The sequence below is a fragment of the Sphingomonas sp. genome, from assembly GCF_036388435.1.
Classification (GTDB): domain Bacteria; phylum Pseudomonadota; class Alphaproteobacteria; order Sphingomonadales; family Sphingomonadaceae; genus Sphingomonas.
On sequence record NZ_DASVRV010000042.1, the window covers coordinates 1 to 19,697 of the forward strand.

Below are 19,697 nucleotides of genomic sequence, written 5' to 3' on the forward strand. Positions count from 1 at the left end.
TGCTCGACGCGTGGCTCGCCGCCAATCCGGCCGAGGGCGCGCTGGTGCGCTGGTATTACACCCCCATGATGCTGCCTTTGTCGGAGCATCTCGACGCCGATTGCACCGTCTATGACTGCATGGACGAACTCGCCAATTTCAAGGGCGCGTCGGCCGAGCTGCTCGAGCTGGAGGAGCGGCTGATCCGCATCGCCGATCTGGTCTTCACCGGCGGCACCAGCCTGTACGAGGCCAAGCGCGACCGGCATTCCAGCGTCCACGCCTTCCCGTCGAGCGTCGACGTGGCGCATTTCGCCCGTGCCCGCTCGATCGCGGTCGAGCCCGCCGACCAGGCGTCGATTCCCGGCCCGAAATTCGGTTGGGCCGGCGTGGTCGACGAGCGGATGGACATCGACCTGCTCGCCGCAGTGGCCGACGCCCATCCCGAATGGTCGCTGGTGGTGATCGGCCCGGTGGTGAAGATCGCCGAGGCCGATCTGCCGCGCCGCGCCAACCTCCATTATCTAGGCGGGCGCGACTATGCCGACCTGCCCGGTTATATGAGCGGCTGGGACGTGGCGCTGATGCCGTTCGCGATCAACGACGCGACCCGATTCATCAGCCCGACCAAGACCCCCGAATATCTCGCGGCGGGCCGCCCGGTCGTGTCCACGCCGGTGATCGACGTGGTGCGGCATTACGGCGCGCTGGACGCGGTACACATCGCCGACACGCCGGACGCCTTTGTGCGCGCGTGCGAGGCCGCCTTCGCCATGGCCAAGAGCGACGATCACCGCTGGCTCGCCAGCGCCGACGCGCAGCTCGCGACCGGATCCTGGGACCGGACCTTCGCCGACATGTCGGCGCTGATCGGCCGGGCGGTCGCCGAGCATGGCAAGCTGGAGACGGTGGTGTCGCCGACCGGCTGGCCCGATCGCGGCAACCAATATGACGTGCTCGTCGTCGGCGCGGGTTTCGCCGGGTCGGTGATGGCCGAGCGGCTGGCGTCGCAGTCCAATCTGCGCGTGCTCGTCGTCGACCGCCGCCCGCATATCGCGGGCAACGCCTTCGACCATCTCGACGCGGCGGGGTTGTTGATCCATCAATATGGCCCGCACATCTTCCACACCAATTCGGCCGATGTGTTCGATTACCTGTCCAACTTCACCGAGTGGCGTCAATACGAACATCGCGTGCTCGCCGATGTCGACGGCAAGCTGGTGCCGATGCCGATCAACCGCACGACGCTGAACGTCCTCTACGATCTCGACCTCAAGACCGACGAGGAGGCCGAGGCCTATCTGGAAAGCCGCGCCGAACCCGTCGCGGTGGTCAAGACCAGCGCCGACGTCGTCATCTCCAAGGTCGGGCGCGAGCTCTACGAGACCTTCTTCCAGGGCTATACCCGCAAGCAATGGGGCATGGACCCGTCCGAGCTCGACAAGTCGGTGACCAGCCGCGTGCCGACGCGCACCAATATCGACGACCGCTATTTCACCGATACTTTCCAGGCGATGCCGCTGGAGGGCTATACGCGGATGTTCGAGCGGATGCTCGACCACCCCAATATCGACGTGCTGCTGGGCGTCGATTACGAGGAGGTGCGCGAGGCCTATGCCCATGACCATCTCGTCTTCACCGGGCCGATCGACGAATATTTCGGGCATCGCTACGGCAAGCTGCCCTACCGCTCGCTCCAGTTCGTCCACGAGACGCACGACACCGAGGTGTTCCAGCCCGTCGCGGTGGTGAACTATCCGAAGGAATCGACCCCACATACCCGCATCACCGAGTACAAGTATCTGACCGGCCAGGTGCATCCCAAGACGAGTATCACCTACGAGATCCCGTCGGCGGAGGGCGATCCCTATTACCCCATCCCGCGCGACGAGAACCAGGCATTGTTCAAGAAATACGAGGCGCTGGCGGTGGTGCAGGGCGACGTGACGTTCGTCGGCCGGCTCGCGACCTACCGCTACTACAATATGGACCAGGTGGTGGGCCAGGCCCTGGCGACGCACCGCAAGCTGGAAGCCAAGCTGCTGGGTAAGGCCAAGACGGCGGCGGTGGCGGCGTAAGCCGCCCAGCCGGGCCGGCGCGCGGGCGGGTCCAACCCGCCCGCTCGTCCGACGACGCGGCTTTGCCGGGACGCGGTTTCCCATGACGAGCATGGACTCTCAACGCGACCGCTGTCCTACCCCTCGCACCCTATCCATTGCAGGGCGATAGCTTCGACCTGCGGTTCTGACGCTACCATGTCCGCAGAGACGGTGGTGTGAAACGATGTGTGGAAACCGGCCGGTTGTCGCCCCGACTATTCGGAGCGAAATGCGCTGTCAGGTACGCCCATGGCGACGATCGGACCCGCTCCGCACCTCGCCCGGAGCGTCTTTACGTTCGGGTCAGCTTCGGAATAGCCAAGCGGCCCCGCCCACATCATGCGCTCGCCGATCCGGGGCGCGGCGCGGCCGGAATCTGGGTGCTTCAGAACCATGTAGCCCTGGGCGTCTAGTCCAAGCTCCACGTCACGGCCGAAGATTACGAGCGCCTCGCCGCCCTCCTCGCCTCCGGTCACGCGGAAGCAGCCGTCGCGAAGAACAATGCGTCCGCTGAGAAGAGCCTGGTTGATGATCGCGGGGTGCCGGTCCGCGCGCGCGAACACGCGCACGTAGCGCGCCAAGGCCGGGTCGATTGAACGCAGGTTGCGGGGTGGCGAGAAGCGCAACGTCAGCCGTTCGGGCAAGGTCCACCGCTCGCGCGCCGCGATCTCGCGAAAACCGGCCTCGTCTATATTCATATCGAAGCGGACCACGCCGTCGAACTCATACACGGACCCGCCCCCGACCAAGCGGAACGGCTCGAACCGCTTCCACCATTCATCGAAGACGGGTTGCAGCTCCGCCCTGGTCAGCCCGCCCTCGCGCGACGTGAACCGGGCATCGCGCGTATAGCGCGCGAGCGTCGCCGCCGCGTCCCGGCGAAACTGGAAAGCGAAGCGCGGGCCGGGGTCGCGGACGATGCGCATGCCGACATAATTGCCGCGCTCGGCCCGGCCGATGCGGCGATCCAGCGCCTGCGCGGCTTCCCGCGTCGCGTCGTCAGGATTCATCATGCGCTCCCTGGCCGCGCGCGCCTCGCTGGTCATTGGCAGCGGGGTGGGCCGCCCATCGGCGGGCGGCGGTGGAGGGGCGATAGGTGGAGCCGTTATGGGACCGGTCGGCGGCGCGGAAAGGATGGTGGCGTAACCGGAAGGATTGATTGTCGCGCCGTGCGGGACAGGTGACGAAGCCATACCGGTCGCGGCCACGCTCAAGCCGTAGCGATTCTCCATGCCCGACAGCACGGACTCGAACCGCTGCATGGCCGCGTCTCCGTCGCTCCGGGCGCTTCGCTTGTCCGCATAGCGCCGACATGGGGTGAGTATCGCATCGTTGCTCCAGCCGCTTCCCTCGCGCGTCGTGATCGCTCCCGCTAATCTGACGACGCGATCGCCATAAAGCCGGTCGAAGCGCCGGGCCTGGGTCCGCTTCAGCTCGCGGTCGCACAACCAATAGCCGCTCGCGTCGAGCGATGCGTAGAACAGCGCCTTTGGAACCTGCACGTCCTGGATCATCCGCGATGCCGCGGGCGCGTCCGACAATGGCCGAGCCGGCGCGGGCGCAGGCGCGCTCAACACGATGCCGGCTAGAATCGTGCCTACTGCGCTCGAGAACCACATCATCATGCCCCGACGATGAAGCGCATCGGCTGAACGACCGATTGACCATTTGTTGGCCCCATGCGGCTCATCGCCGGGTTAAAGCCGAACGATCGTGGCACCTCCACCACCCCGCCCCGACCGCACCAGCATCTCGTCCAACGCCTGCAGGAACCGCGACCGGTCCGCTTTCCCGAACGGCGCGGGGCCGCCGATCGCGTCGCCGCCCGCGCGCAGATCGGCCATGATGGCGCGGGTGGCGATCGCGCCGCCGATCGAATTGGCGGTGAAGGGCCTGCCCGTCGGCGACAGCGCGGCGGCACCCGTCTTCAGCACGCGGTCGGCAAGGAGGATGTCGCCCGTCACCACGACCGCGCGGGGGCCGGCGCGCTCGACGATCCAGTCGTCAGCGGCGTCGAAGGCGTCGCTCACGACGACCCGCCCGATCAGCGGGTGATCGGGCACGCGGATCGGCGCGTTGCTGACGATCGTCACCGCGACGCCATGGCGCAGCGCGACGCGGTATATCTCGTCCTTGACCGGGCAGGCGTCCGCGTCGACCAGGACGCGCCGCCCGGTCTTATCGCCGACGCTCAGCGCGGGCCGCCCCGCCCCGGCGCACCGCGCGACGGGCCGCGATGCGGTGGCCCGGTGCGGGGTCCGCGCGGGCCGTCGGGGCGCTGCCCGGTCGGCCGCGCCTGATAACGCGGCGCGTCGTTGGACCGCGGCGGCGGGCCGGAGGGGATGCCGTCCATCGGGTGGATGGTGATGCCGCTATCGTCACTGGGCGCGGTCCGGTCCAGCGCCTGGGCGAACCGGGCCGCGACATCGCCGCGCACCTCGAACTGCGTCTCGCTCGGGCCGATGCGGATCGCGCCGATCTCGTCCTTGGACACATGGCCGCGACGGCAGAGCAGCGGCAGCAGCCACCGCGGATCGGCGTTCTGGCGGCGCCCGATATCGAGCCGGAACCAAGCGGAGGGACCGAAATCGTCGCGCGGCGGGCGGCGCTCGGCGCGCTGTTCGGCGGCGATCAGCTCCTCGGGCGCGGGCATCGACGCGCGGTGCGCATGGACCAGGGCGGCGGCGATCTCGGCGGGGGTCTTCTCGGCGAGCAGCCGCTCGGCCAGCGCCTGATCCTCCTCGTCGACCTCGACGGGGGCGAGCAGCTTGACGAGCAGGCGCTCGCGGTCGGCGGTGCGGATCGCTTGCGGAGTGGGCGGCTGGATCCACTCGGCCTCGATCCGCGCGCCGCGGAGCATCCCCTCGACGCGGCGGCGGCGGGGATAGGGGACGATGATGACCGCGGTGCCCTTGGCGCCCGCGCGGCCGGTGCGGCCCGACCGGTGCTGGAGCACCTCGGCGTCGCGCGGCACCTCGACATGGACGACGAGGCTCAGACCGGGCAGATCGATCCCGCGCGCGGCGACGTCGGTCGCCACGCAGACCCGCGCCCGGCCGTCGCGCAGCGCCTGGAGCGCGTGGTTGCGCTCCGACTGGCTGTGCTCGCCCGACAGCGCGACCGCGCCGAAGCCGCGCTCGTTGAGCGACGCGTGGAGGTGGCGCACATTGTCGCGCGTCGCGCAGAACAGGATCGCCGTCTCCGCCTCGTGGAGGCGGAGCAGGTTGACGACGACATTCTCGATATCCGCGGGCGCGCAGGTCACCGCCTGATAGGCGATGTCGCCGTGGCCGCGCTCGCCCGCCGTGGTCTCGATCCGGTGCGCGTCGCGCTGATAGGTGCGCGCCAGCGCCACGATCGGGCGGGGGATGGTCGCGGAGAAGAGCAGGGTCCGCCGCTCGGCCGGCGTCGCGTCGAGGATCTGCTCCAGATCCTCGCGAAACCCCATGTCGAGCATCTCGTCCGCCTCGTCGAGCACGGCGGCGCGTAAGCTCGACAGGTCGAGGCTGCCGCGCTCCAGATGGTCGCGCAACCGGCCGGGCGTGCCCACGACGATATGCGCGCCGTGGTTCAGCGAGCGCCGCTCCTTGGACGCGTCCATGCCGCCGACACAGGTGACGACGCGCCCGCGTGCGCCCTCGTAGAGCCAGTTGAGCTCGGTCGCGACCTGCAGCGCCAGCTCGCGCGTCGGCGCGATCGCCAGCGCCAGCGGCTTGGCGGCCGGGGGCAGGCGGCCTTCCTCGTCCATCAGCTCGTCAGCGAAGGCGAGCCCGAAGGCGACGGTCTTGCCCGAGCCGGTCTGCGCGGAGACGAGCAGGTCGCGCCCGCGCGCGACCGCGTCGAGGACCGCCGCCTGGACGGGAGTGGGGTCGGCATAACCGCGCGCGGAAAGCGCCGCGGCAAGCGGGGCGGGTAGATTGGGGAATGTCATGAATGGCAGCAAATGGCCCTTAACGGCCCTTGGGGCAAGGGGGCGGCTGGATGGAGCAGGAGCGGGGCGTGATCGTGCGTCTTGACGCGGGCCGCTCGCGCACGTCATGGGCGCGCATGGACCGCCACCCCACCGACCCGCACGGCATGCATCGTCGCGGCGTGCTGTTCGTCCTGTCCTCGCCATCGGGGGCGGGCAAATCGACCATCGCGCGCAAGCTGCTGGCGGTCGAGCCCGAACTGGAGATGTCGGTTTCCGCCACCACCCGCCCGATGCGCGCGGGCGAGGAGGACGGGCGCGACTATCATTTCGTCGATCTCGACCGGTTCCGGCGCATGGTCGCCGACCATGAATTCCTCGAATGGGCGCATGTCTTCGGCGAGCGTTACGGCACCCCGCGCGCGCCGGTCGAGGCGATCCTGAAATCGGGGCGCGACGTGCTGTTCGATATCGACTGGCAGGGTGCGCAACAGCTCCACCAGATCGCCGGCGGCGACGTGGTGCGCGTGTTCATCCTCCCGCCCTCGATGGAGGAGCTCCACGAACGGCTGCTCCGCCGCGCCACCGACACGACGCAGGTGATTGACGCCCGCATGGCGCGGGCCGCCGCCGAGGTGAGCCACTGGGACGGTTACGATTATGTGCTCGTCAACGACGATGTGGAGCAATGTTTCGAGCGCGTCCGCACGATCCTGGCGGCCGAGCGGCTGAAGCGGTCGCGTCAGACGGGGCTGATCGGCTTCATCCGCAAGCTCACCAGGGCGCTCTGACCGCCTCCAGGAAGCGCACGCCCGCATCATAATCGTCGCGCCGGACCGCGCGCGCCTGGGTCGCGAGCGGGTCCTCGCCCCATAATTCCATCTGCCAGTCCTCGTCGACGGTCGACGCGCTCCAGACCGCCGCCGCCGTCATCGCCTCCTCGGCGAGCGCGAGCGCGAGGACGAGCGAGCCGGTGATGGTGACGATCGGCGACAGCGCCGCCAGCGTCCAGGGGTCGCGCGCCGCCACCGCTTCGCCCAGCCGCGCGATCGCGAGGGGCGGCTGGGCGACGTGCATCACCCCCGTCGCGACCGCGAGATGCACGTCGTACCGTCCCCGCGCCCAGTCGAGCGGCGGGTCCCAGGCCGCGGCTTGGCGCCCCACGAGCGGCGCGGGCGCGGGGGCGCGGTAGCAGAGCAGGTCCGACTCGCCGTAGCGTGCCAGTCCGGCCGCGAAGGGCGCGGGATCGGGTGCGACGCGGTCGATCGCGGCATTGGCCAGCCCGGTGAGCGGCATCGCGCGCGGGTCCACCGTCTCCCCCACCGCGCGCCATTCACCGGCCACCGCTTCCGCCAGCGCGTCGGTCGGCAGCGCCAGCGGCACGCGTCCGGGCGTGCGCACCGGCCGCCCGTCGAGCGCCACCACCCGGTCGGCGCCGATCGTCACCTCCGTCCAGAAACGCTTCATGAACCGGGCGGCGTCCGCCAGCGCCGGGCCATGGCGCGGGGCACCGACGCGATCATCAGCAACGCCGACAAGACGATCGCCGCCCCGATCACGCGCGGCACCGTGCCGGTGCTCCGCCCGATCAGCACCAGCCCGAACACCGCCCCCGCGACCCCGGCGAGCTCGACCGCCATCATGGTGTAGTAACGCGTCCGCGCCAGCAGCTCGGGATCGGTCATGGGGCCTCCAGCAGATGCGGCAGCGCGTGCGCCTCGGTCGCGACGACATCGGCCCCCGCGTCGATCAGCTCGGCGACGCCGTGATAGCCCCAGGCGACGCCTACCGCCCTCGCGCCGGCGGCCTTGCCCATCGCCATGTCGAAGCTGGTGTCGCCGATCATCACGCAATGCTCCGGCCGCGCCCCGACCTCGGCCATGGCGGCGAACGCCATCGCCGGGTCGGGCTTGGACGGGTGGCGATCGGCGGTCTGGAGCGTCGCGAACCGGCCCGCGATCCCGTGATGGGCAAGGATATGAGCAAGCCCCCGGTCCGACTTCCCCGTCGCCACGCCGAGCGTCCAGCCGCCTGCGCGGAGCGTGTCGAGCACCGCCGCCACTCCGTCGAACAACGGCTCCTCGTCGAGCCGGTTCTCGCTCCTGAGCGCGTGGAACGCCTGTTTGTAATCCGCGGCGACCCGCCGATGGAACGCGTCGTCGGCCTCCGGCGTCAGCGCGGCCACCGCCTCGACCAGGCTCAACCCCACGATCCGCCGGATCGCCGCGCGCGGCGGCGGCGCGAGCCCGTGCCGGTCGAAGGCATGCTCCATCGCGCGGCAGATATTGGCCTGACTGTCCACCAGCGTGCCGTCGCAGTCGAACAGGGCGAGGCGGATGGGGGCGGGCATGGCCGCTCCTTATAAGGAGCAAGGCACGAAGGGAACTCTCCCCTCCCTCGAACAGGGAGGGGCCGGGGGTGGGTGGACGGGATGCGCTCTGATCGGGTGAGCGTGGACGGGGAGGGGATGATCGCCGACGTTCTCCCGTCCACCCACCCCCAACCCCTCCCTTTCCAGGGAGGGGAGTTGCGGTCATCCTTCCTCCGATTATCATCCACCGATGCGGTGACGCGTCCCTGAATTCATGACCGAACGCGCCCGCGCGCTTCGCCGGGAGGCCACCCCGGCGGAGCGGGCGCTATGGCGCTTGCTCGCATCCACCCGGCCACGCTTCACGCGTCAACTCCGGGTCGGCGGCTTCATCATCGACCTGGCCTGCCGGCAGGCCAGGGTCGCGGTCGAGCTCGACGGCAGTCAGCACCACGATCAACTCGATTACGATACCCGAAGGACCGCCTGGCTCGAACGGGGAGGTGGGCGCGTGATCCGGCTACGGAATTCGGACGTGCTCGCCAACCCGGAAGGCGCGGCGACGTTCGTTCTCTAGCGGGTCGGCGAACGCGTTACCGCCTAACGCTCGCCGCCCCGTCCCCGCCGCTCGCCCCTGCGCGCTTTCCGCACCGACTTCGCGTGGGCCTTGGCGCGCGTCTTGATCAGCTCCTTCGACGGCGGGGCCTTTTCGCTGTCGTCGGGGAGGAAGTTGCCGTTCATCTCCTCGAACCCCAGCACGGCCAGCGACTCGGCGAAGTGCGTCGGCAGCTCGGCGGTGACGTCGATCGCCCCGCCATCGGGGTGGTCGACCCGGATGCGCCTGGCGTGGAGGTGCATCTTGCGGCTGATCCCGCCGGTCAGAAACGCCGCTTGGCCGCCATATTTGCCGTCGCCGACGATCGGGTGGCCGATCGCGGCCATGTGGACGCGGAGCTGGTGGGTGCGGCCGGTGAAGGGCTGGAGCTCGACCCAGGCGGTGCGGTTGCCCGCACGTTCGATCACGCGGTAACGGGTGCGCGCGGTCAGGCCCTCGGCCTCGTCGACATGCATCTTCTCGCCGCCGGTGCCGGGCTGCTTGGCGATGGGCAGTTCCACCATGCCGTCGTCGATCGAGGGTACGTCGACGACCAATGCCCAATAGGTCTTGCGCGCGGTGCGGCTGGAAAAGGCCTTGGCGAAGAAGCCCGCCGCCCGCGCCGACCGCGCGACGAGCAGCGCTCCACTCGTGTCCTTATCGAGCCGGTGGACGAGCTTGGGCCGCGATTCTCCTTCGGCGAAGGCGTCGAGCAGCCCGTCGACATGCTCGACCGTCTTGGTCCCGCCCTGCGTCGCCAGGCCCGGCGGCTTGTTGAGCACCAGGGCGGCCGCGTCGCGGTGGATCACCATCTCGCTGGCGAAGGCGATCTGGTCCTCGGTCAGCGGCACGCGTTCGCGCTGGGGCTTCTCGTCGACGCGCACCGGCTCGGGCGGCGGCACGCGCAGCACCTGGCCCGCGGCGATGCGGTCACCCGGTCCCACGCGCGAGCCGTCCAGGCGGAGCTGGCCGGTGCGCGCCCATTTGGCGACGACGGTGAAGCTGGTGTCGGGCAGGTGCCGCTTGAACCAGCGGTCGACGCGGATGCCGTCATCGTCATAGCCGACCGGAAATTGCCGTACGCCGTCGCTCATCCGATCGCCCTTGCAAGCTGGAGTCCCGCGACCAGCGCCGCGATCGAGCCCAGTACCGACACCAGCACGTAACCCGCCGCCATTGCCACGGCGCCGCGCTCGAACAGCTGAACCGTGTCGAGCGAAAAGGCGGAAAAGGTGGTAAAGCCGCCGAGCAGGCCGACGCCTGCGAACAGGCGCCATCCCTCGGCCGGCGTGCCGCGCGCGACCAGCCCGGCGAGTACGCCCATCAGCAGCCCGCCGAGCAGGTTCACGAACAATGTGGCATAAGGGAAATCCGGCCCGGCGATCACCAAGGCCGCGCGCCCGCTCAAATAGCGTGCACCCGACCCGATCGCCCCGCCGGCCATGACGAGAAACAAGGACATCGCCGCCCGTTAGCCTGAATCGGCCGCGGGCGCGAGGTGCGGCGTCATCCCCCGTTGGCGATGAGATCCACATCGGTGCTGCCGTCCGCCCGCGCGCGCAGATAGGCGAGATAGGCCGCGCCGTCGCGCGTGCCCCCCCGTGTGCCGCCGACGACATGGACGGCACCGTCGACCCGGTGCTCGGCGCCATAGCCCGCGCGACGCCCGCTGGTGGCGTACCAGTCCGCCAGCCGCTGAAGCGGGGCCGAGCTGCGGAAGCTGACCACGCGCAGCGAACAGCCCTCCTCGTCCACCCCAGCCGCCTCGATCACCCGCGCATCGGGGTAGAGCGGGGCGGCGGCGGGCAGGCGGTTCGCCCATCCTGCCGAATAGCGGAGCCGTCCCGCGCAATCGGCGGTCCGGCGATCCGGCTGGCGCTCCGCGAGCGCGCCCAACGTCAGCGCGCCGCCGCGCGCGCGGCATTCGGGGCAATCGGCCTTGGTGGCGGGCGCGGAAGCCAGCCCTTGCGGCGGCGTGCTATCGGGCCGGGCGGCGATGTCGACGGGCGCCACCGCGCCGCCATCGGGGCGGTTCGGTGGACGGATCGCATTGGCGTTCGATTGTTGGGTCAGGCGGGGGTCGACCATGATCTGATCGCCCAGCGCCGCCGCGACCGCGGGATCGCGCGCAGGCGAGGCGCCATTCGCCTCCGCCAGCTCGCGGTCGAGTTGCGCCAGCTCGTCGGGCGCCGGCGCACCGCCCCCGCACCCGGCGAGCGCGACCGAAAGGGTCAGGATGGCGAGAAGGCGCATCGGCGAAATCCTTAACACACGGGCAACCACGATTCGCCGATCACCGTGGAAGGGCAAGCGTTAACGAACCGTATCCAAGCGTGCTTAACCGCCGGTTGCATCATGCCATGGCGTGCGCCATTTTCACGCGATGCTCAACATCGTCTCGGTCCTGATCGGTCTCGTCACGCTGGCCGCGGGGCTGGTCGCGTTCGTCCCGCTGCTCGGCTGGCTCAACTGGTTCGTGATCCCGGTCGGGATCCTGGGCGCCGGTATCGGGGCGATGTCGTCGGGCAAGGCCGGACGCAACCTCAACCTCGTGCTGATCCTGATCTTCGGCCTGCGATTGATGCTGGGCGGCGGGATCATCTGACGCGAAAAGGGCCCGGCGGTAGCCCGCCGAGCCCTTTCATCCTTCGGTTCCGATCTTAGCGGCAGACTACCTGCCCGCGATCCACCGAGCGGCCGATCACTGCGCCGCCCGCGCCGCCGAGCAACGTGCCGAGCAGCGACGACCGGCCATTGTCGAGCAGATTGCCGACGACGCCGCCCGCCAAGCCACCGATGATCAGCCCGGTCGTGCCGTCCGAGCGGCGGCAATAATAGCGCCCGTTCTGCCCGCGATAGATGCGGTCGTTGCGGCTCAGGCGACGCTGCTGATAGTTGCTGCCGTCGCGGTAATATTGATCGGCATAATAGCCGCGCTGACCGGGCTCCAGGCGATTATAGTCGTAATTGCGATATTGGCGGTAATCGCGCTGCGCCTGGCGCGTGTCGCGGCGATATTCGCGATTGGCCTGACGGACGTCGCGGCGATATTCGCGCTCGGCACTCTGCGCCTGGACGGGGGCGGCGGGGAGGGCGGCGAAGCCGGTCGCGGCGAGCGCGGCCGATAACAGGACGGTACGCATGATCTTACTCCGTTCAAATGGACGCTGATCAGATAACCCGCGATCATGGGGCCGGGTTGCGTGAACCGAAAACTACGTCCCGTTCATCCGCGCCTCAGGCGATCGGACATGAAAAGGGGCGCCGCGACCCTGTCGCGACGCCCCCATCCTCGGCAGTCGGGTTTTAGCGGCAGCGGCGGTTGTTGCTGCCGCCCCGGTCGATGGCGCGGCCGGCCAGCGCGCCCGCGGCGGCGCCGCCCAGCGTGCCGATCGTCCGGTCGCCGCGCGTGTCGACGGTCCGGCCCAGCAACGCGCCCGCAATGCCGCCGACCACCAGGCCGGTGGTGCCGTCGGGCTTGCGGCAGCGCGTACGCCCGCGATCGTCGCGCCACTCGCCATACTTGTAGCGACGCTGCGCGTCGGCGACGTCGGGAACGGTGAGCGCGGGTGCCACCATCGCGGTGCAGCCCAGGGCGAGCAGGAACTTACGCATGAAACACTCCTTTTTTGGAACCGGTATGGATCAGTAACGACCCGCTTGTGGCGCAGGTTGCATGAACCCAAAACAACGAACCCGTAAGCCGTACGCAAGGAGCCGGGTCGCGGCTGCTTGTCTGCGCGCCAGGGTGCGCTAACCCGGAGTCATGCTCACTCCCGTCGCGATGCTGCCGGCCGCTATTCCCTGGCTCGACACCGCCGGCCTGGCGGTGTTCGCGGCGTCTGGCGCGCTGGCGGCGGCCCGGCGGGGGCAGACGATCGTGACGCTCGCCTTCTTTGCGCTAGCGACCGGGGTGGGCGGGGGCACGGTGCGCGACCTGCTGATCGATGCGCCGGTTTTCTGGGTGCGCGACCCCTGGCCGGCGGTCGTGTGCCTGGCGATGGCGGTGCTGATCTGGGTCACCCCGCATCGCTGGTGGCGCGGCGCCGCGCTCGACTGGCTAGATGCGGTCGGACTCGCCGCCTATGCGGTGTTCGGGGCGGCCAAGGCGCTGAACCTGGGCGTGCCGCCGGTCCCCGCCGCGCTGATGGGGGTGGTGACCGCCTGTGTGGGCGGGATCATCCGCGACATCCTGGCGGGCGAGCCGTCGATCCTGATGCGGCCCGAACTCTATGTCACCGCCGCCGCGCTCGCCGCCACTTTCTATGTGACGCTCGCGATGCTGGGCGTGCCGGCGGTGCTCGCGGCGGGGATCGCGGCCGCCTCGGGCTTCGCGCTGCGGGCGGCGGCGATCCGATGGCACCTAGCCCTCCCGGCTTACGGCGATCGCGCCTAACGCGGGACCGGCGCGGTGAGGGTGGCCAGCGCGCGCTGCCATATCCCGACGTCGATCCACCGCCCATGCTTATACCCGATCGCCGGATTGACCCCGACGGGCGCGAAGCCGAGCCGCTCGTGCAGCCGCACCGACGCGTCGTTCGGCAGCGCGATCACCGCCACGGCCTGGGTAAAGCCCGCCCTGATCAACTCCGCCAGCAGCGCGCCGTACAGCGAACGCCCCACCCCGCGCCCCTGCGCCGCGGTCGCGATGTACACCGTCGTCTCCACCGCCCAATCATAGGCCGCGCGTGCCCGGAAAGCGGAGGCATAGGCATAGCCGAGCACCCGCCCGTCATCCTCCGCTACCAGCCACGGATAGCGCGTGCCGCCATCGGCCATCCGCCGCGCCACCTCGGCCGCATCGGGCGGGGTGAGCTCGAACGACACCACCCCGTCGGTGACATGGGGGGCGTAGATCGCCGCGATCGCGACGGCGTCGCCCGGTCGTGCCCGGCCAACCGCGGTCACGAGGGGACCGTCGCCCCTACCAGCCGAGTCTGGCGAGGATCAGGTCGAGAAGCTTTACATCGCCCGCCGACGCGGTGACCGGCCCCAACCCGGCGCATTCGATGCAGCGCGCCTGCACCGATCCGCCGGTCGCCAGCATTCGCGCGTCCGCCACCGCGCGCGCCAGCAGCATCCGCCGGTCGGCCGCGATCCGCCCGAACGCGTCGCCCGTCGGTGCGCCGCCCGCCTCCTCGGGATCGGAGCGGAAGGAGGAGGCCAGCTGCGCCGCCCAGCCGGGCTCCTTCTCCAGATACACGGTGCGCACCGCCTTGGGATCGAGCTTGGCACGTCGCGCCGCCTCGGCGATCGCGTCGGACAGGCCACCGAACCGGTCGACCAGCCCGATCTGCCGCGCGGTGCCGCCGTCCCAGACGCGGCCCTGGCCGATCTCGTCGACCCGTTGCGGCGTCAGCTTGCGCGCGGTCGCCACGCGGGCGATGAACTGGCGATAGCCGTTCTCGATCGCCGATTGCAGCACGGTGTCGACCGCCGTGTTCGTTCCCGCGATGATGTCGGGTTGCCCCGACAGCGGCGTGGTGCGTACCCCGTCCGAGGTCACACCGATCTTGGCGAGCGTCCGCTCGAAGGTCGGGATGACGCCGAAGATGCCGATCGACCCGGTGATGGTGGTGGGTTCGGCGAAGATCGTGTCGCCCGCCGTCGCGACCCAATAGCCGCCCGACGCCGCCAGCCCGCCCATCGACACCACGACCGGCAGCCCCCGGCGCTTGGCCTCGAGCACCGCCCGGCGGATGCGCTCGCTCGCCAGCGCCGAGCCGCCGGGCGAGTCGACGCGCACGACCAGCGCCTTGAGCTTGTTGGTCGCCAGCCCGTCGAGCACCGCCTTGGCGATGGTGTCGCCCGCCGCCGTGCCGGGCCCCGCCTGGCCGTCGACGATGTTGCCCGCGACGGTGACGATGCCGATCGCGTCGCCGCCCGTCTTCATCGGATTGGCGGCGAGCCACTGGTCGTAGCCGATGCGCTTGAACCAGCCCGCCGGCTTCGCCGTATCCGTCCCCGCAAGCTGCGCCACGCGCTTGCCGAAGGCGATCCGGTCGCCCAATTTGTCGACGATCCCCGCCTGGAGGTTGGCGCGCGCGATATCGCCGCCCGCGGCGACGATCACCCGGTCGGGCTGGCTCAGGAACGCGTCGATCTGCGCCCGGGGCCGCATCCGGCGGATCGCGTCGCGCCATTGCCCGAACAGCGATCCGTAGAGCGCCTCGCTCGCCTGGCGCGATTCGGGCGATTGCCGGGTCAGCAGCAGCGGCTCGACGGCGGCCTTGTAGCGCCCGACCCGGTAGATATGCGCGTTGACGCCGAGCCGGTCGAGCAGCCCCTTCAGATAGGGCTGGCTACCGCCGGGGCCGGTGAAGATCGTGCCGCCCATCGGGTCCACCCAGATCTCGCTCGACGCGGCGGCGAGGCGGTAGCCGGCGTCGGTATAGCCGGTGGCGTAGCTCAGCACGGGCTTGCCCGCGTTGCGCACGCGGATCAGCGCGTCGGCGACCTCGCCCAGGGTCGCGGGATAGCCGCCGCCGAACCCGTCCAGGTCGAGCACCACCGCCTTGACCCGCGCATCGGTGCGCGCGGCGTCGAGCGCGCGGATCACGTCGCGCAGCCGGTATTCGACGGGTACCTCCTGGTTGGACAGCGCCGCCAGCGCCGCGGGCTCGGCGGGCTGCTCGACGATCGGTCCGTCCAGGTCGAGCAGCAGCGCCCCCTCGCCGACCGCCTTGCCGCCCGGACGCGCCGCGAGCGCGGCGAACAGGAGACCGAAGAACAACAGCATGGCGAGCAGGACGAGCGCGTCCTTGATCCCCACCAACAGCCGCCAGGCGCCGCGTACCAGCTTCACGTTCGCTATCCCCCGCGCCGGGCGAAAGCCGGTCGCTCGTTCCCGCCACTCTAGGCGTAAGTGTCGTAATCGAGCAATACGGTTTCGCTCTCCCCTCCCTGGATTCAGGGAGGGGCTGGGGGTGGGTGGACGGGATGCGGTTCGGGAGGAATGCCAGGGCGGAATGGTCGACAGGGTCTCACGTCCACCCACCCCCGACCCCTCCCTATTCCAGGGAGGGGAGGTCATGCCCGCCCTGTCCAACCCGTCCCGCCTCCGCTAGGCCGCGCGCGCCATGTCCGCAGCCGTCCTTCCGACCCCTTCGAACACCGCCGTGCCTACCGACTGGCGCGAGGAACTGCGTGCGCTGGTGCGGCTCGCCATGCCGCTGGTCGGGGCGAACCTGTTGCAGATGGCGGTCTATGCGGTCGACGTGATATTCGTGGCGCGACTGGGCGAGGTCGAGTTCGCCGCGGCGACATTGGGCGTCTATCTCTACGGGCTGGTCCTGTGGGCGCTGACCGGGCTGACCGGGGCGGTCGCGCCGCTGATCGCCGCCGAACTCGGCCAGCGCCGCCACGCGGTGCGCGAGGTCAGGCGATCGTTCCGCATGGCGCTGTGGCTGGCGGTGCTGGCGGGAGCGCCCTTCCTGCTGCTGCTCGCACAAGGCGAGTGGCTGCTGGGCGCGGCGGGGCAGGACCCCCGCGTCGCCGCGCGCGCCGATGCGTTCCTCGACATCCTGCTCTGGGCGCTGATCCCCGCCATCGCCACGGGCGTGATGCGCACCGTCGCGGCGGCGCTGGGCCGGCCCGCCTATGCACTGGCGGTCGCAGCGGTCGCGCTGGGCGTCGCGGTGCTCGCCAATTGGCTGCTCGTCTTCGGTGCGGGGCCGGTCCCCGCGCTGGGACTGGAAGGGGCGGCGCTCGCCAGCCTGGTGACCAGCGTCGCGATGATGCTCGCCTATGTCGTCATCCTGCTGGTCGACCCGAAGCTCCGGCGCTACCGCCTGTTCGGCCGCTGGTGGCGCGTCGAGCGGACGCGCATCGCCGAGATCGTGCGGCTGGGCATCCCCATCGCCTTCACTCTCACCTTCGAAGGCGCGCTGTTCGGCGGGGCGGGGTTCCTGATGGGGCTGATCGGGGTGACGGAGGTCGCGGCGCACGCGGTCGCGCTCAACATCGCCGCCATCGCCTTTCAGGTGCCGTTCGGCATCGCCCAGGCCGCGACGATCCGCGTCGGCATGGCGTATGGGGCGGCCGACCGCCGCTGGATCGCGCTAGCGGGCTGGGTGTCGCTGGCGGTCGGGATCGGGTTCATGGCGGTGACCGCGGGCGCAATCGTGCTCGCGCCGCGCCCCTTCGTGTCCGTGTATCTGGATGTCGACGCGCCCGCCAACGCCCGCGCCGTCGCGCTCGCGTTACAATTCCTGACGCTGGCGGCGATGTTCCAGCTTTTCGACGGCGCCCAGGCGGTCGCGGCGGGGGTGCTGCGCGGCCTGCAGGACACGCGCGTGCCGATGCTGATCGCCTTGTTCGGCTATTGGGTAGCCGGGTTCGGGGTCGCGGTGCTGCTCGGTTTCGGGACGGGATGGGGCGGAGTCGGCATCTGGACCGGCCTGGCGGTCGGGCTGGCGGTCGTGTCGGTGCTGCTCGGCTGGCGCTGGATCGCGCGCGAGCGGCTAGGGCTGCTGCCCGCCTGACGATCCGTTCAGAAAATGCGGCCGCACCTGTTGACGAGCCGGCGCACCGGGCACATATGCGCCTCGCTGGCACTCCCGATCCGGGAGTGCCAAGAAACTTTCACATTCATAGCAAAGGGCCAACGCATGAATTTTCGTCCGTTGCACGACCGCGTCCTCGTTCGCCGCGTCGAGGCTGAAGAGAAGACCGCGGGCGGGATCATCATTCCCGACACCGCCAAGGAAAAGCCCCAGGAGGGCGAGGTCGTCGCCGCCGGCACCGGCGCGCGTTCCGAGTCCGGCGAGGTCCATCCGCTCGAGGTCAAGGCCGGCGACAAGGTGCTGTTCGGCAAATGGTCGGGCACCGAGGTCAAGGTCGACGGCGAGGACCTGCTGATCATGAAGGAATCGGACATCCTCGGCATCGTCGAGGGCTGATTTCGATCCGCTCCCGCCCGTTCCGGGCGTGATCTTTAGTGAACTTCCACTCATCTGAAAGGGTAGCCACATGGCAGCCAAGGACGTGAAATTCAGCCGCGACGCCCGTGAGCGCATTCTGCGCGGCGTCGACATCCTCGCCGACGCGGTCAAGGTGACGCTGGGCCCCAAGGGCCGCAACGTCGTCATCGACAAGAGCTTCGGCGCCCCGCGCATCACCAAGGACGGCGTCACCGTCGCCAAGGAGATCGAGCTCAAGGACAAGTTCGAGAACATGGGCGCGCAGATGCTGCGCGAAGTGGCCTCGAAGACCAACGACGTCGCCGGTGACGGCACGACCACCGCGACCGTCCTGGCCCAGGCGATCGTCCGCGAGGGCATGAAGTCGGTCGCGGCCGGCATGAACCCGATGGACCTGAAGCGCGGCATCGACCTCGCCGTCCTCAAGGTCGTCGAGGACCTCAAGGGCCGGTCCAAGCCCGTCGCGGGCACGCAGGAGATCGCCCAGGTCGGCATCATCTCCGCGAACGGCGACACCGTCGTCGGCGAGAAGATCGCCGAGGCGATGGAGAAGGTCGGCAAGGAAGGCGTCATCACCGTCGAGGAAGCAAAGGGTCTCGATTTCGAGCTCGACGTCGTCGAGGGCATGCAGTTCGACCGTGGTTATCTGTCGCCCTATTTCATAACCAACCCGGAGAAGATGTCGGTCGAGCTAAACGACCCGTACATCCTGATCCACGAGAAGAAGCTGTCGAACCTGCAGGCGATGCTCCCCATCCTGGAAGCCGTCGTCCAGTCGGGCCGTCCGCTGCTGATCATCGCCGAGGACATCGAGGGCGAGGCCCTGGCCACGCTCGTCGTCAACAAGCTGCGCGGCGGCCTCAAGGTCGCGGCCGTGAAGGCACCGGGCTTCGGCGATCGCCGCAAGGCGATGCTCGAGGACATCGCGGTCCTGACCAAGGGCGAGGTGATCTCCGAGGATCTCGGCATCAAGTTGGAGAGCGTCACGCTTGCCATGCTGGGCACCGCCAAGCGCGTGTCGATCGATAAGGACAACACCACCATCGTCGATGGCGCGGGTGATGCCGATGCGATCAAGGGCCGCACCGAGGCCATCCGCCAGCAGATCGAGAACACGTCGAGCGATTACGACCGCGAGAAGCTCCAGGAGCGCCTGGCCAAGCTCGCGGGCGGCGTCGCGGTGATCAAGGTCGGCGGTTCGACCGAGGTCGAGGTCAAGGAGCGCAAGGACCGCGTCGACGACGCGCTTCACGCGACCCGCGCGGCGGTCGAGGAGGGCATCGTCCCCGGCGGCGGCACGGCGCTGCTCTATGCCACGCGCGCGATCGAGGGGCTCAAGGGCGCCAATGACGATCAGACCCGCGGCATCGATATCATCCGCAAGGCGCTCTACGCGCCCGTCCGTCAGATCGCGGCGAATGCCGGGCATGATGGTGCGGTGATCTCGGGCAAGCTGCTCGACGGCGACGACCAGAATATGGGCTTCAACGCCCAGACCGACGTGTACGAGAACCTCGTCACCGCCGGTGTGATCGACCCGACCAAGGTCGTGCGCACCGCGCTCCAGGACGCGGCCTCGGTCGCGGGTCTGCTCATCACCACCGAAGCGGCGGTGAGCGAGCTTCCCGAGGACAAGCCGGCGATGCCCATGGGCGGCGGCGGCATGGGCGGCGGCATGGGCGGCATGGACTTCTGATTTTCGGCCGGGGCGGCCAAGCTGCCCCGGACAGAAAATCGGAACGGCCGACAGGTCGGCGGCAACGCCGTCGATTCCGTCCGACGAAAGCGCGGGCTCCACCCGCGCCCACCCGCTGTTCAGGCAGAAGGGCCGGAGCACCCGCTCCGGCCCTTTGTTTGTTGGACGCGGCGGCGGGTGCCGCCC

At 69.8% G+C, this 19,697-nt stretch carries 21 protein-coding genes; 8 read left to right on the forward strand and 13 right to left on the reverse strand.

The genetic code is table 11. The features are described from left to right. On the forward strand, window positions 1–2,057 hold a 2,057-nt coding region (gene glf, locus VF592_RS08640), incomplete at its 5' end, for a UDP-galactopyranose mutase (RefSeq protein ID WP_331005215.1). Window positions 2,058–2,293: 236 nt separating this feature from the next. On the opposite strand, the gene VF592_RS08645 is transcribed toward glf, so the two are convergent. The 3 genes from VF592_RS08645 to VF592_RS08655 form a co-directional block, all read right to left on the reverse strand. Further along, a complete protein-coding gene (locus tag VF592_RS08645) occupies window positions 2,294–3,703 on the reverse strand; it encodes a hypothetical protein (RefSeq protein ID WP_331005216.1) in 1,410 nt (469 codons plus the stop codon). A 72-nt stretch (window positions 3,704–3,775) separates the two neighbouring features. Further along, window positions 3,776–4,273: a YaiI/YqxD family protein gene (locus tag VF592_RS08650; protein ID WP_331005274.1), complete on the reverse strand. Its 498-nt coding sequence runs from the start codon at window positions 4,271–4,273 to the stop codon at window positions 3,776–3,778. Continuing rightward, complete coding sequence (locus VF592_RS08655) at window positions 4,270–6,009, reverse strand: DEAD/DEAH box helicase (RefSeq protein WP_331005217.1); 1,740 nt, start codon at window positions 6,007–6,009, stop codon at window positions 4,270–4,272. The genes VF592_RS08650 and VF592_RS08655 overlap by 4 nt, the downstream gene beginning before the upstream one ends. A gap of 116 nt (window positions 6,010–6,125) precedes the next feature. On the opposite strand from VF592_RS08655, the gene gmk reads away from it, so the two are divergent. Continuing rightward, window positions 6,126–6,779, forward strand: a complete 654-nt coding sequence (gene gmk, locus VF592_RS08660; protein ID WP_331005275.1) for a guanylate kinase — start codon at window positions 6,126–6,128, stop codon at window positions 6,777–6,779. On the opposite strand, the gene VF592_RS08665 is transcribed toward gmk, so the two are convergent. Genes VF592_RS08665 through VF592_RS08675 form a run of 3 tightly spaced genes read right to left on the reverse strand, consistent with a single transcriptional unit; the run spans window position 6,763 to window position 8,338 of the window. Further along, window positions 6,763–7,455, reverse strand: a complete 693-nt coding sequence (locus VF592_RS08665) for an ATP12 family chaperone protein (protein ID WP_331005218.1) — start codon at window positions 7,453–7,455, stop codon at window positions 6,763–6,765. The genes gmk and VF592_RS08665 overlap by 17 nt on opposite strands. Further along, a complete protein-coding gene (locus VF592_RS08670) occupies window positions 7,452–7,673 on the reverse strand; it encodes a hypothetical protein (RefSeq protein ID WP_331005219.1) in 222 nt (73 codons plus the stop codon). The genes VF592_RS08665 and VF592_RS08670 overlap by 4 nt, the downstream gene beginning before the upstream one ends. Next, window positions 7,670–8,338, reverse strand: coding sequence for an HAD-IA family hydrolase (locus tag VF592_RS08675; RefSeq protein ID WP_331005220.1), 669 nt, complete (start codon window positions 8,336–8,338; stop codon window positions 7,670–7,672). Before VF592_RS08675 ends, VF592_RS08670 begins: the two co-directional genes overlap by 4 nt. A 235-nt stretch (window positions 8,339–8,573) precedes the next feature. Here VF592_RS08675 and VF592_RS08680 point away from each other — a divergent pair, with 235 nt between their 5' ends. After that, window positions 8,574–8,876: an endonuclease domain-containing protein gene (locus VF592_RS08680; RefSeq protein ID WP_331005221.1), complete on the forward strand. Its 303-nt coding sequence runs from the start codon at window positions 8,574–8,576 to the stop codon at window positions 8,874–8,876. A gap of 23 nt (window positions 8,877–8,899) precedes the next feature. On the opposite strand, the gene VF592_RS08685 is transcribed toward VF592_RS08680, so the two are convergent. The 3 genes from VF592_RS08685 to VF592_RS08695 are packed head-to-tail and all read right to left on the reverse strand — an operon-like array spanning window position 8,900 to window position 11,147. Then, complete coding sequence (locus tag VF592_RS08685) at window positions 8,900–9,988, reverse strand: RluA family pseudouridine synthase (RefSeq protein WP_331005222.1); 1,089 nt, start codon at window positions 9,986–9,988, stop codon at window positions 8,900–8,902. Further along, the gene (crcB, locus tag VF592_RS08690) at window positions 9,985–10,356 is read right to left on the reverse strand and encodes a fluoride efflux transporter CrcB (protein ID WP_331005223.1); all 372 of its coding nucleotides are present in this window, start codon (window positions 10,354–10,356) and stop codon (window positions 9,985–9,987) included. The genes VF592_RS08685 and crcB overlap by 4 nt, the downstream gene beginning before the upstream one ends. A gap of 44 nt (window positions 10,357–10,400) precedes the next feature. Continuing rightward, window positions 10,401–11,147, reverse strand: coding sequence for a hypothetical protein (locus tag VF592_RS08695; protein WP_331005224.1), 747 nt, complete (start codon window positions 11,145–11,147; stop codon window positions 10,401–10,403). 130 nt (window positions 11,148–11,277) lie between these two features. Between VF592_RS08695 and VF592_RS08700 the strand changes: the two genes are divergently transcribed. Continuing rightward, entirely contained in the window at window positions 11,278–11,499 is a 222-nt protein-coding gene (locus VF592_RS08700; RefSeq protein WP_331005225.1) for a hypothetical protein, read from the forward strand. A gap of 55 nt (window positions 11,500–11,554) precedes the next feature. On the opposite strand, the gene VF592_RS08705 is transcribed toward VF592_RS08700, so the two are convergent. Both VF592_RS08705 and VF592_RS08710 read right to left on the reverse strand, forming a co-directional pair. After that, a complete protein-coding gene (locus VF592_RS08705) occupies window positions 11,555–12,037 on the reverse strand; it encodes a glycine zipper 2TM domain-containing protein (RefSeq protein WP_331005226.1) in 483 nt (160 codons plus the stop codon). A gap of 163 nt (window positions 12,038–12,200) precedes the next feature. After that, window positions 12,201–12,509 (reverse strand): glycine zipper 2TM domain-containing protein, encoded by a 309-nt coding sequence (locus VF592_RS08710; RefSeq protein ID WP_331005227.1) that lies wholly within the window; start codon window positions 12,507–12,509, stop codon window positions 12,201–12,203. 151 nt (window positions 12,510–12,660) lie between these two features. Between VF592_RS08710 and VF592_RS08715 the strand changes: the two genes are divergently transcribed. Then, window positions 12,661–13,290, forward strand: coding sequence for a trimeric intracellular cation channel family protein (locus VF592_RS08715; RefSeq protein WP_331005228.1), 630 nt, complete (start codon window positions 12,661–12,663; stop codon window positions 13,288–13,290). Here VF592_RS08715 and VF592_RS08720 read toward each other — a convergent pair. After that, window positions 13,287–13,802, reverse strand: a complete 516-nt coding sequence (locus tag VF592_RS08720) for an arsinothricin resistance N-acetyltransferase ArsN1 family B (RefSeq protein ID WP_331005229.1) — start codon at window positions 13,800–13,802, stop codon at window positions 13,287–13,289. The two genes, VF592_RS08715 and VF592_RS08720, sit on opposite strands and share 4 nt — an antisense overlap. Window positions 13,803–13,818: 16 nt before the next feature. Then, on the reverse strand, window positions 13,819–15,699 hold the full coding sequence (gene sppA, locus VF592_RS08725; RefSeq protein WP_331005230.1) for a signal peptide peptidase SppA: 1,881 nt from the start codon (window positions 15,697–15,699) through the stop codon (window positions 13,819–13,821). A gap of 274 nt (window positions 15,700–15,973) precedes the next feature. On the opposite strand from sppA, the gene VF592_RS08730 reads away from it, so the two are divergent. The 3 genes from VF592_RS08730 (at window position 15,974) to groL (ending at window position 19,511) form a co-directional block, all read left to right on the forward strand. After that, window positions 15,974–17,377, forward strand: a complete 1,404-nt coding sequence (locus VF592_RS08730) for an MATE family efflux transporter (RefSeq protein ID WP_331005231.1) — start codon at window positions 15,974–15,976, stop codon at window positions 17,375–17,377. Between the two features lie 126 nt (window positions 17,378–17,503). After that, entirely contained in the window at window positions 17,504–17,794 is a 291-nt protein-coding gene (gene groES / locus VF592_RS08735) for a co-chaperone GroES (protein ID WP_331005232.1), read from the forward strand. 70 nt (window positions 17,795–17,864) lie between these two features. Beyond that, complete coding sequence (gene groL / locus VF592_RS08740) at window positions 17,865–19,511, forward strand: chaperonin GroEL (RefSeq protein WP_331005233.1); 1,647 nt, start codon at window positions 17,865–17,867, stop codon at window positions 19,509–19,511. The last annotated feature ends 186 nt before the right edge of the window (window positions 19,512–19,697 follow it).

Excerpts from the sequence above, each read along its gene's own strand:
- crcB (WP_331005223.1), bottom strand. The coding sequence starts at position 10,356 with ATGTCCTTGTTTCTCGTCATGGCCGGCGGGGCGATCGGGTCGGGTGCA.
- groL (WP_331005233.1), top strand. The coding sequence starts at position 17,865 with ATGGCAGCCAAGGACGTGAAATTCAGCCGCGACGCCCGTGAGCGCATT.
- VF592_RS08645 (WP_331005216.1), bottom strand. The coding sequence starts at position 3,703 with ATGATGATGTGGTTCTCGAGCGCAGTAGGCACGATTCTAGCCGGCATC.
- VF592_RS08715 (WP_331005228.1), top strand. The coding sequence starts at position 12,661 with ATGCTCACTCCCGTCGCGATGCTGCCGGCCGCTATTCCCTGGCTCGAC.
- VF592_RS08665 (WP_331005218.1), bottom strand. The coding sequence starts at position 7,455 with ATGAAGCGTTTCTGGACGGAGGTGACGATCGGCGCCGACCGGGTGGTG.
- VF592_RS08675 (WP_331005220.1), bottom strand. The coding sequence starts at position 8,338 with ATGCCCGCCCCCATCCGCCTCGCCCTGTTCGACTGCGACGGCACGCTG.
- VF592_RS08670 (WP_331005219.1), bottom strand. The coding sequence starts at position 7,673 with ATGACCGATCCCGAGCTGCTGGCGCGGACGCGTTACTACACCATGATG.
- VF592_RS08730 (WP_331005231.1), top strand. The coding sequence starts at position 15,974 with ATGTCCGCAGCCGTCCTTCCGACCCCTTCGAACACCGCCGTGCCTACC.
- VF592_RS08700 (WP_331005225.1), top strand. The coding sequence starts at position 11,278 with ATGCTCAACATCGTCTCGGTCCTGATCGGTCTCGTCACGCTGGCCGCG.
- gmk (WP_331005275.1), top strand. The coding sequence starts at position 6,126 with ATGGACCGCCACCCCACCGACCCGCACGGCATGCATCGTCGCGGCGTG.
- VF592_RS08710 (WP_331005227.1), bottom strand. The coding sequence starts at position 12,509 with ATGCGTAAGTTCCTGCTCGCCCTGGGCTGCACCGCGATGGTGGCACCC.
- VF592_RS08655 (WP_331005217.1), bottom strand. The coding sequence starts at position 6,009 with ATGACATTCCCCAATCTACCCGCCCCGCTTGCCGCGGCGCTTTCCGCG.
- VF592_RS08685 (WP_331005222.1), bottom strand. The coding sequence starts at position 9,988 with ATGAGCGACGGCGTACGGCAATTTCCGGTCGGCTATGACGATGACGGC.
- groES (WP_331005232.1), top strand. The coding sequence starts at position 17,504 with ATGAATTTTCGTCCGTTGCACGACCGCGTCCTCGTTCGCCGCGTCGAG.
- VF592_RS08705 (WP_331005226.1), bottom strand. The coding sequence starts at position 12,037 with ATGCGTACCGTCCTGTTATCGGCCGCGCTCGCCGCGACCGGCTTCGCC.
- VF592_RS08680 (WP_331005221.1), top strand. The coding sequence starts at position 8,574 with ATGACCGAACGCGCCCGCGCGCTTCGCCGGGAGGCCACCCCGGCGGAG.
- VF592_RS08695 (WP_331005224.1), bottom strand. The coding sequence starts at position 11,147 with ATGCGCCTTCTCGCCATCCTGACCCTTTCGGTCGCGCTCGCCGGGTGC.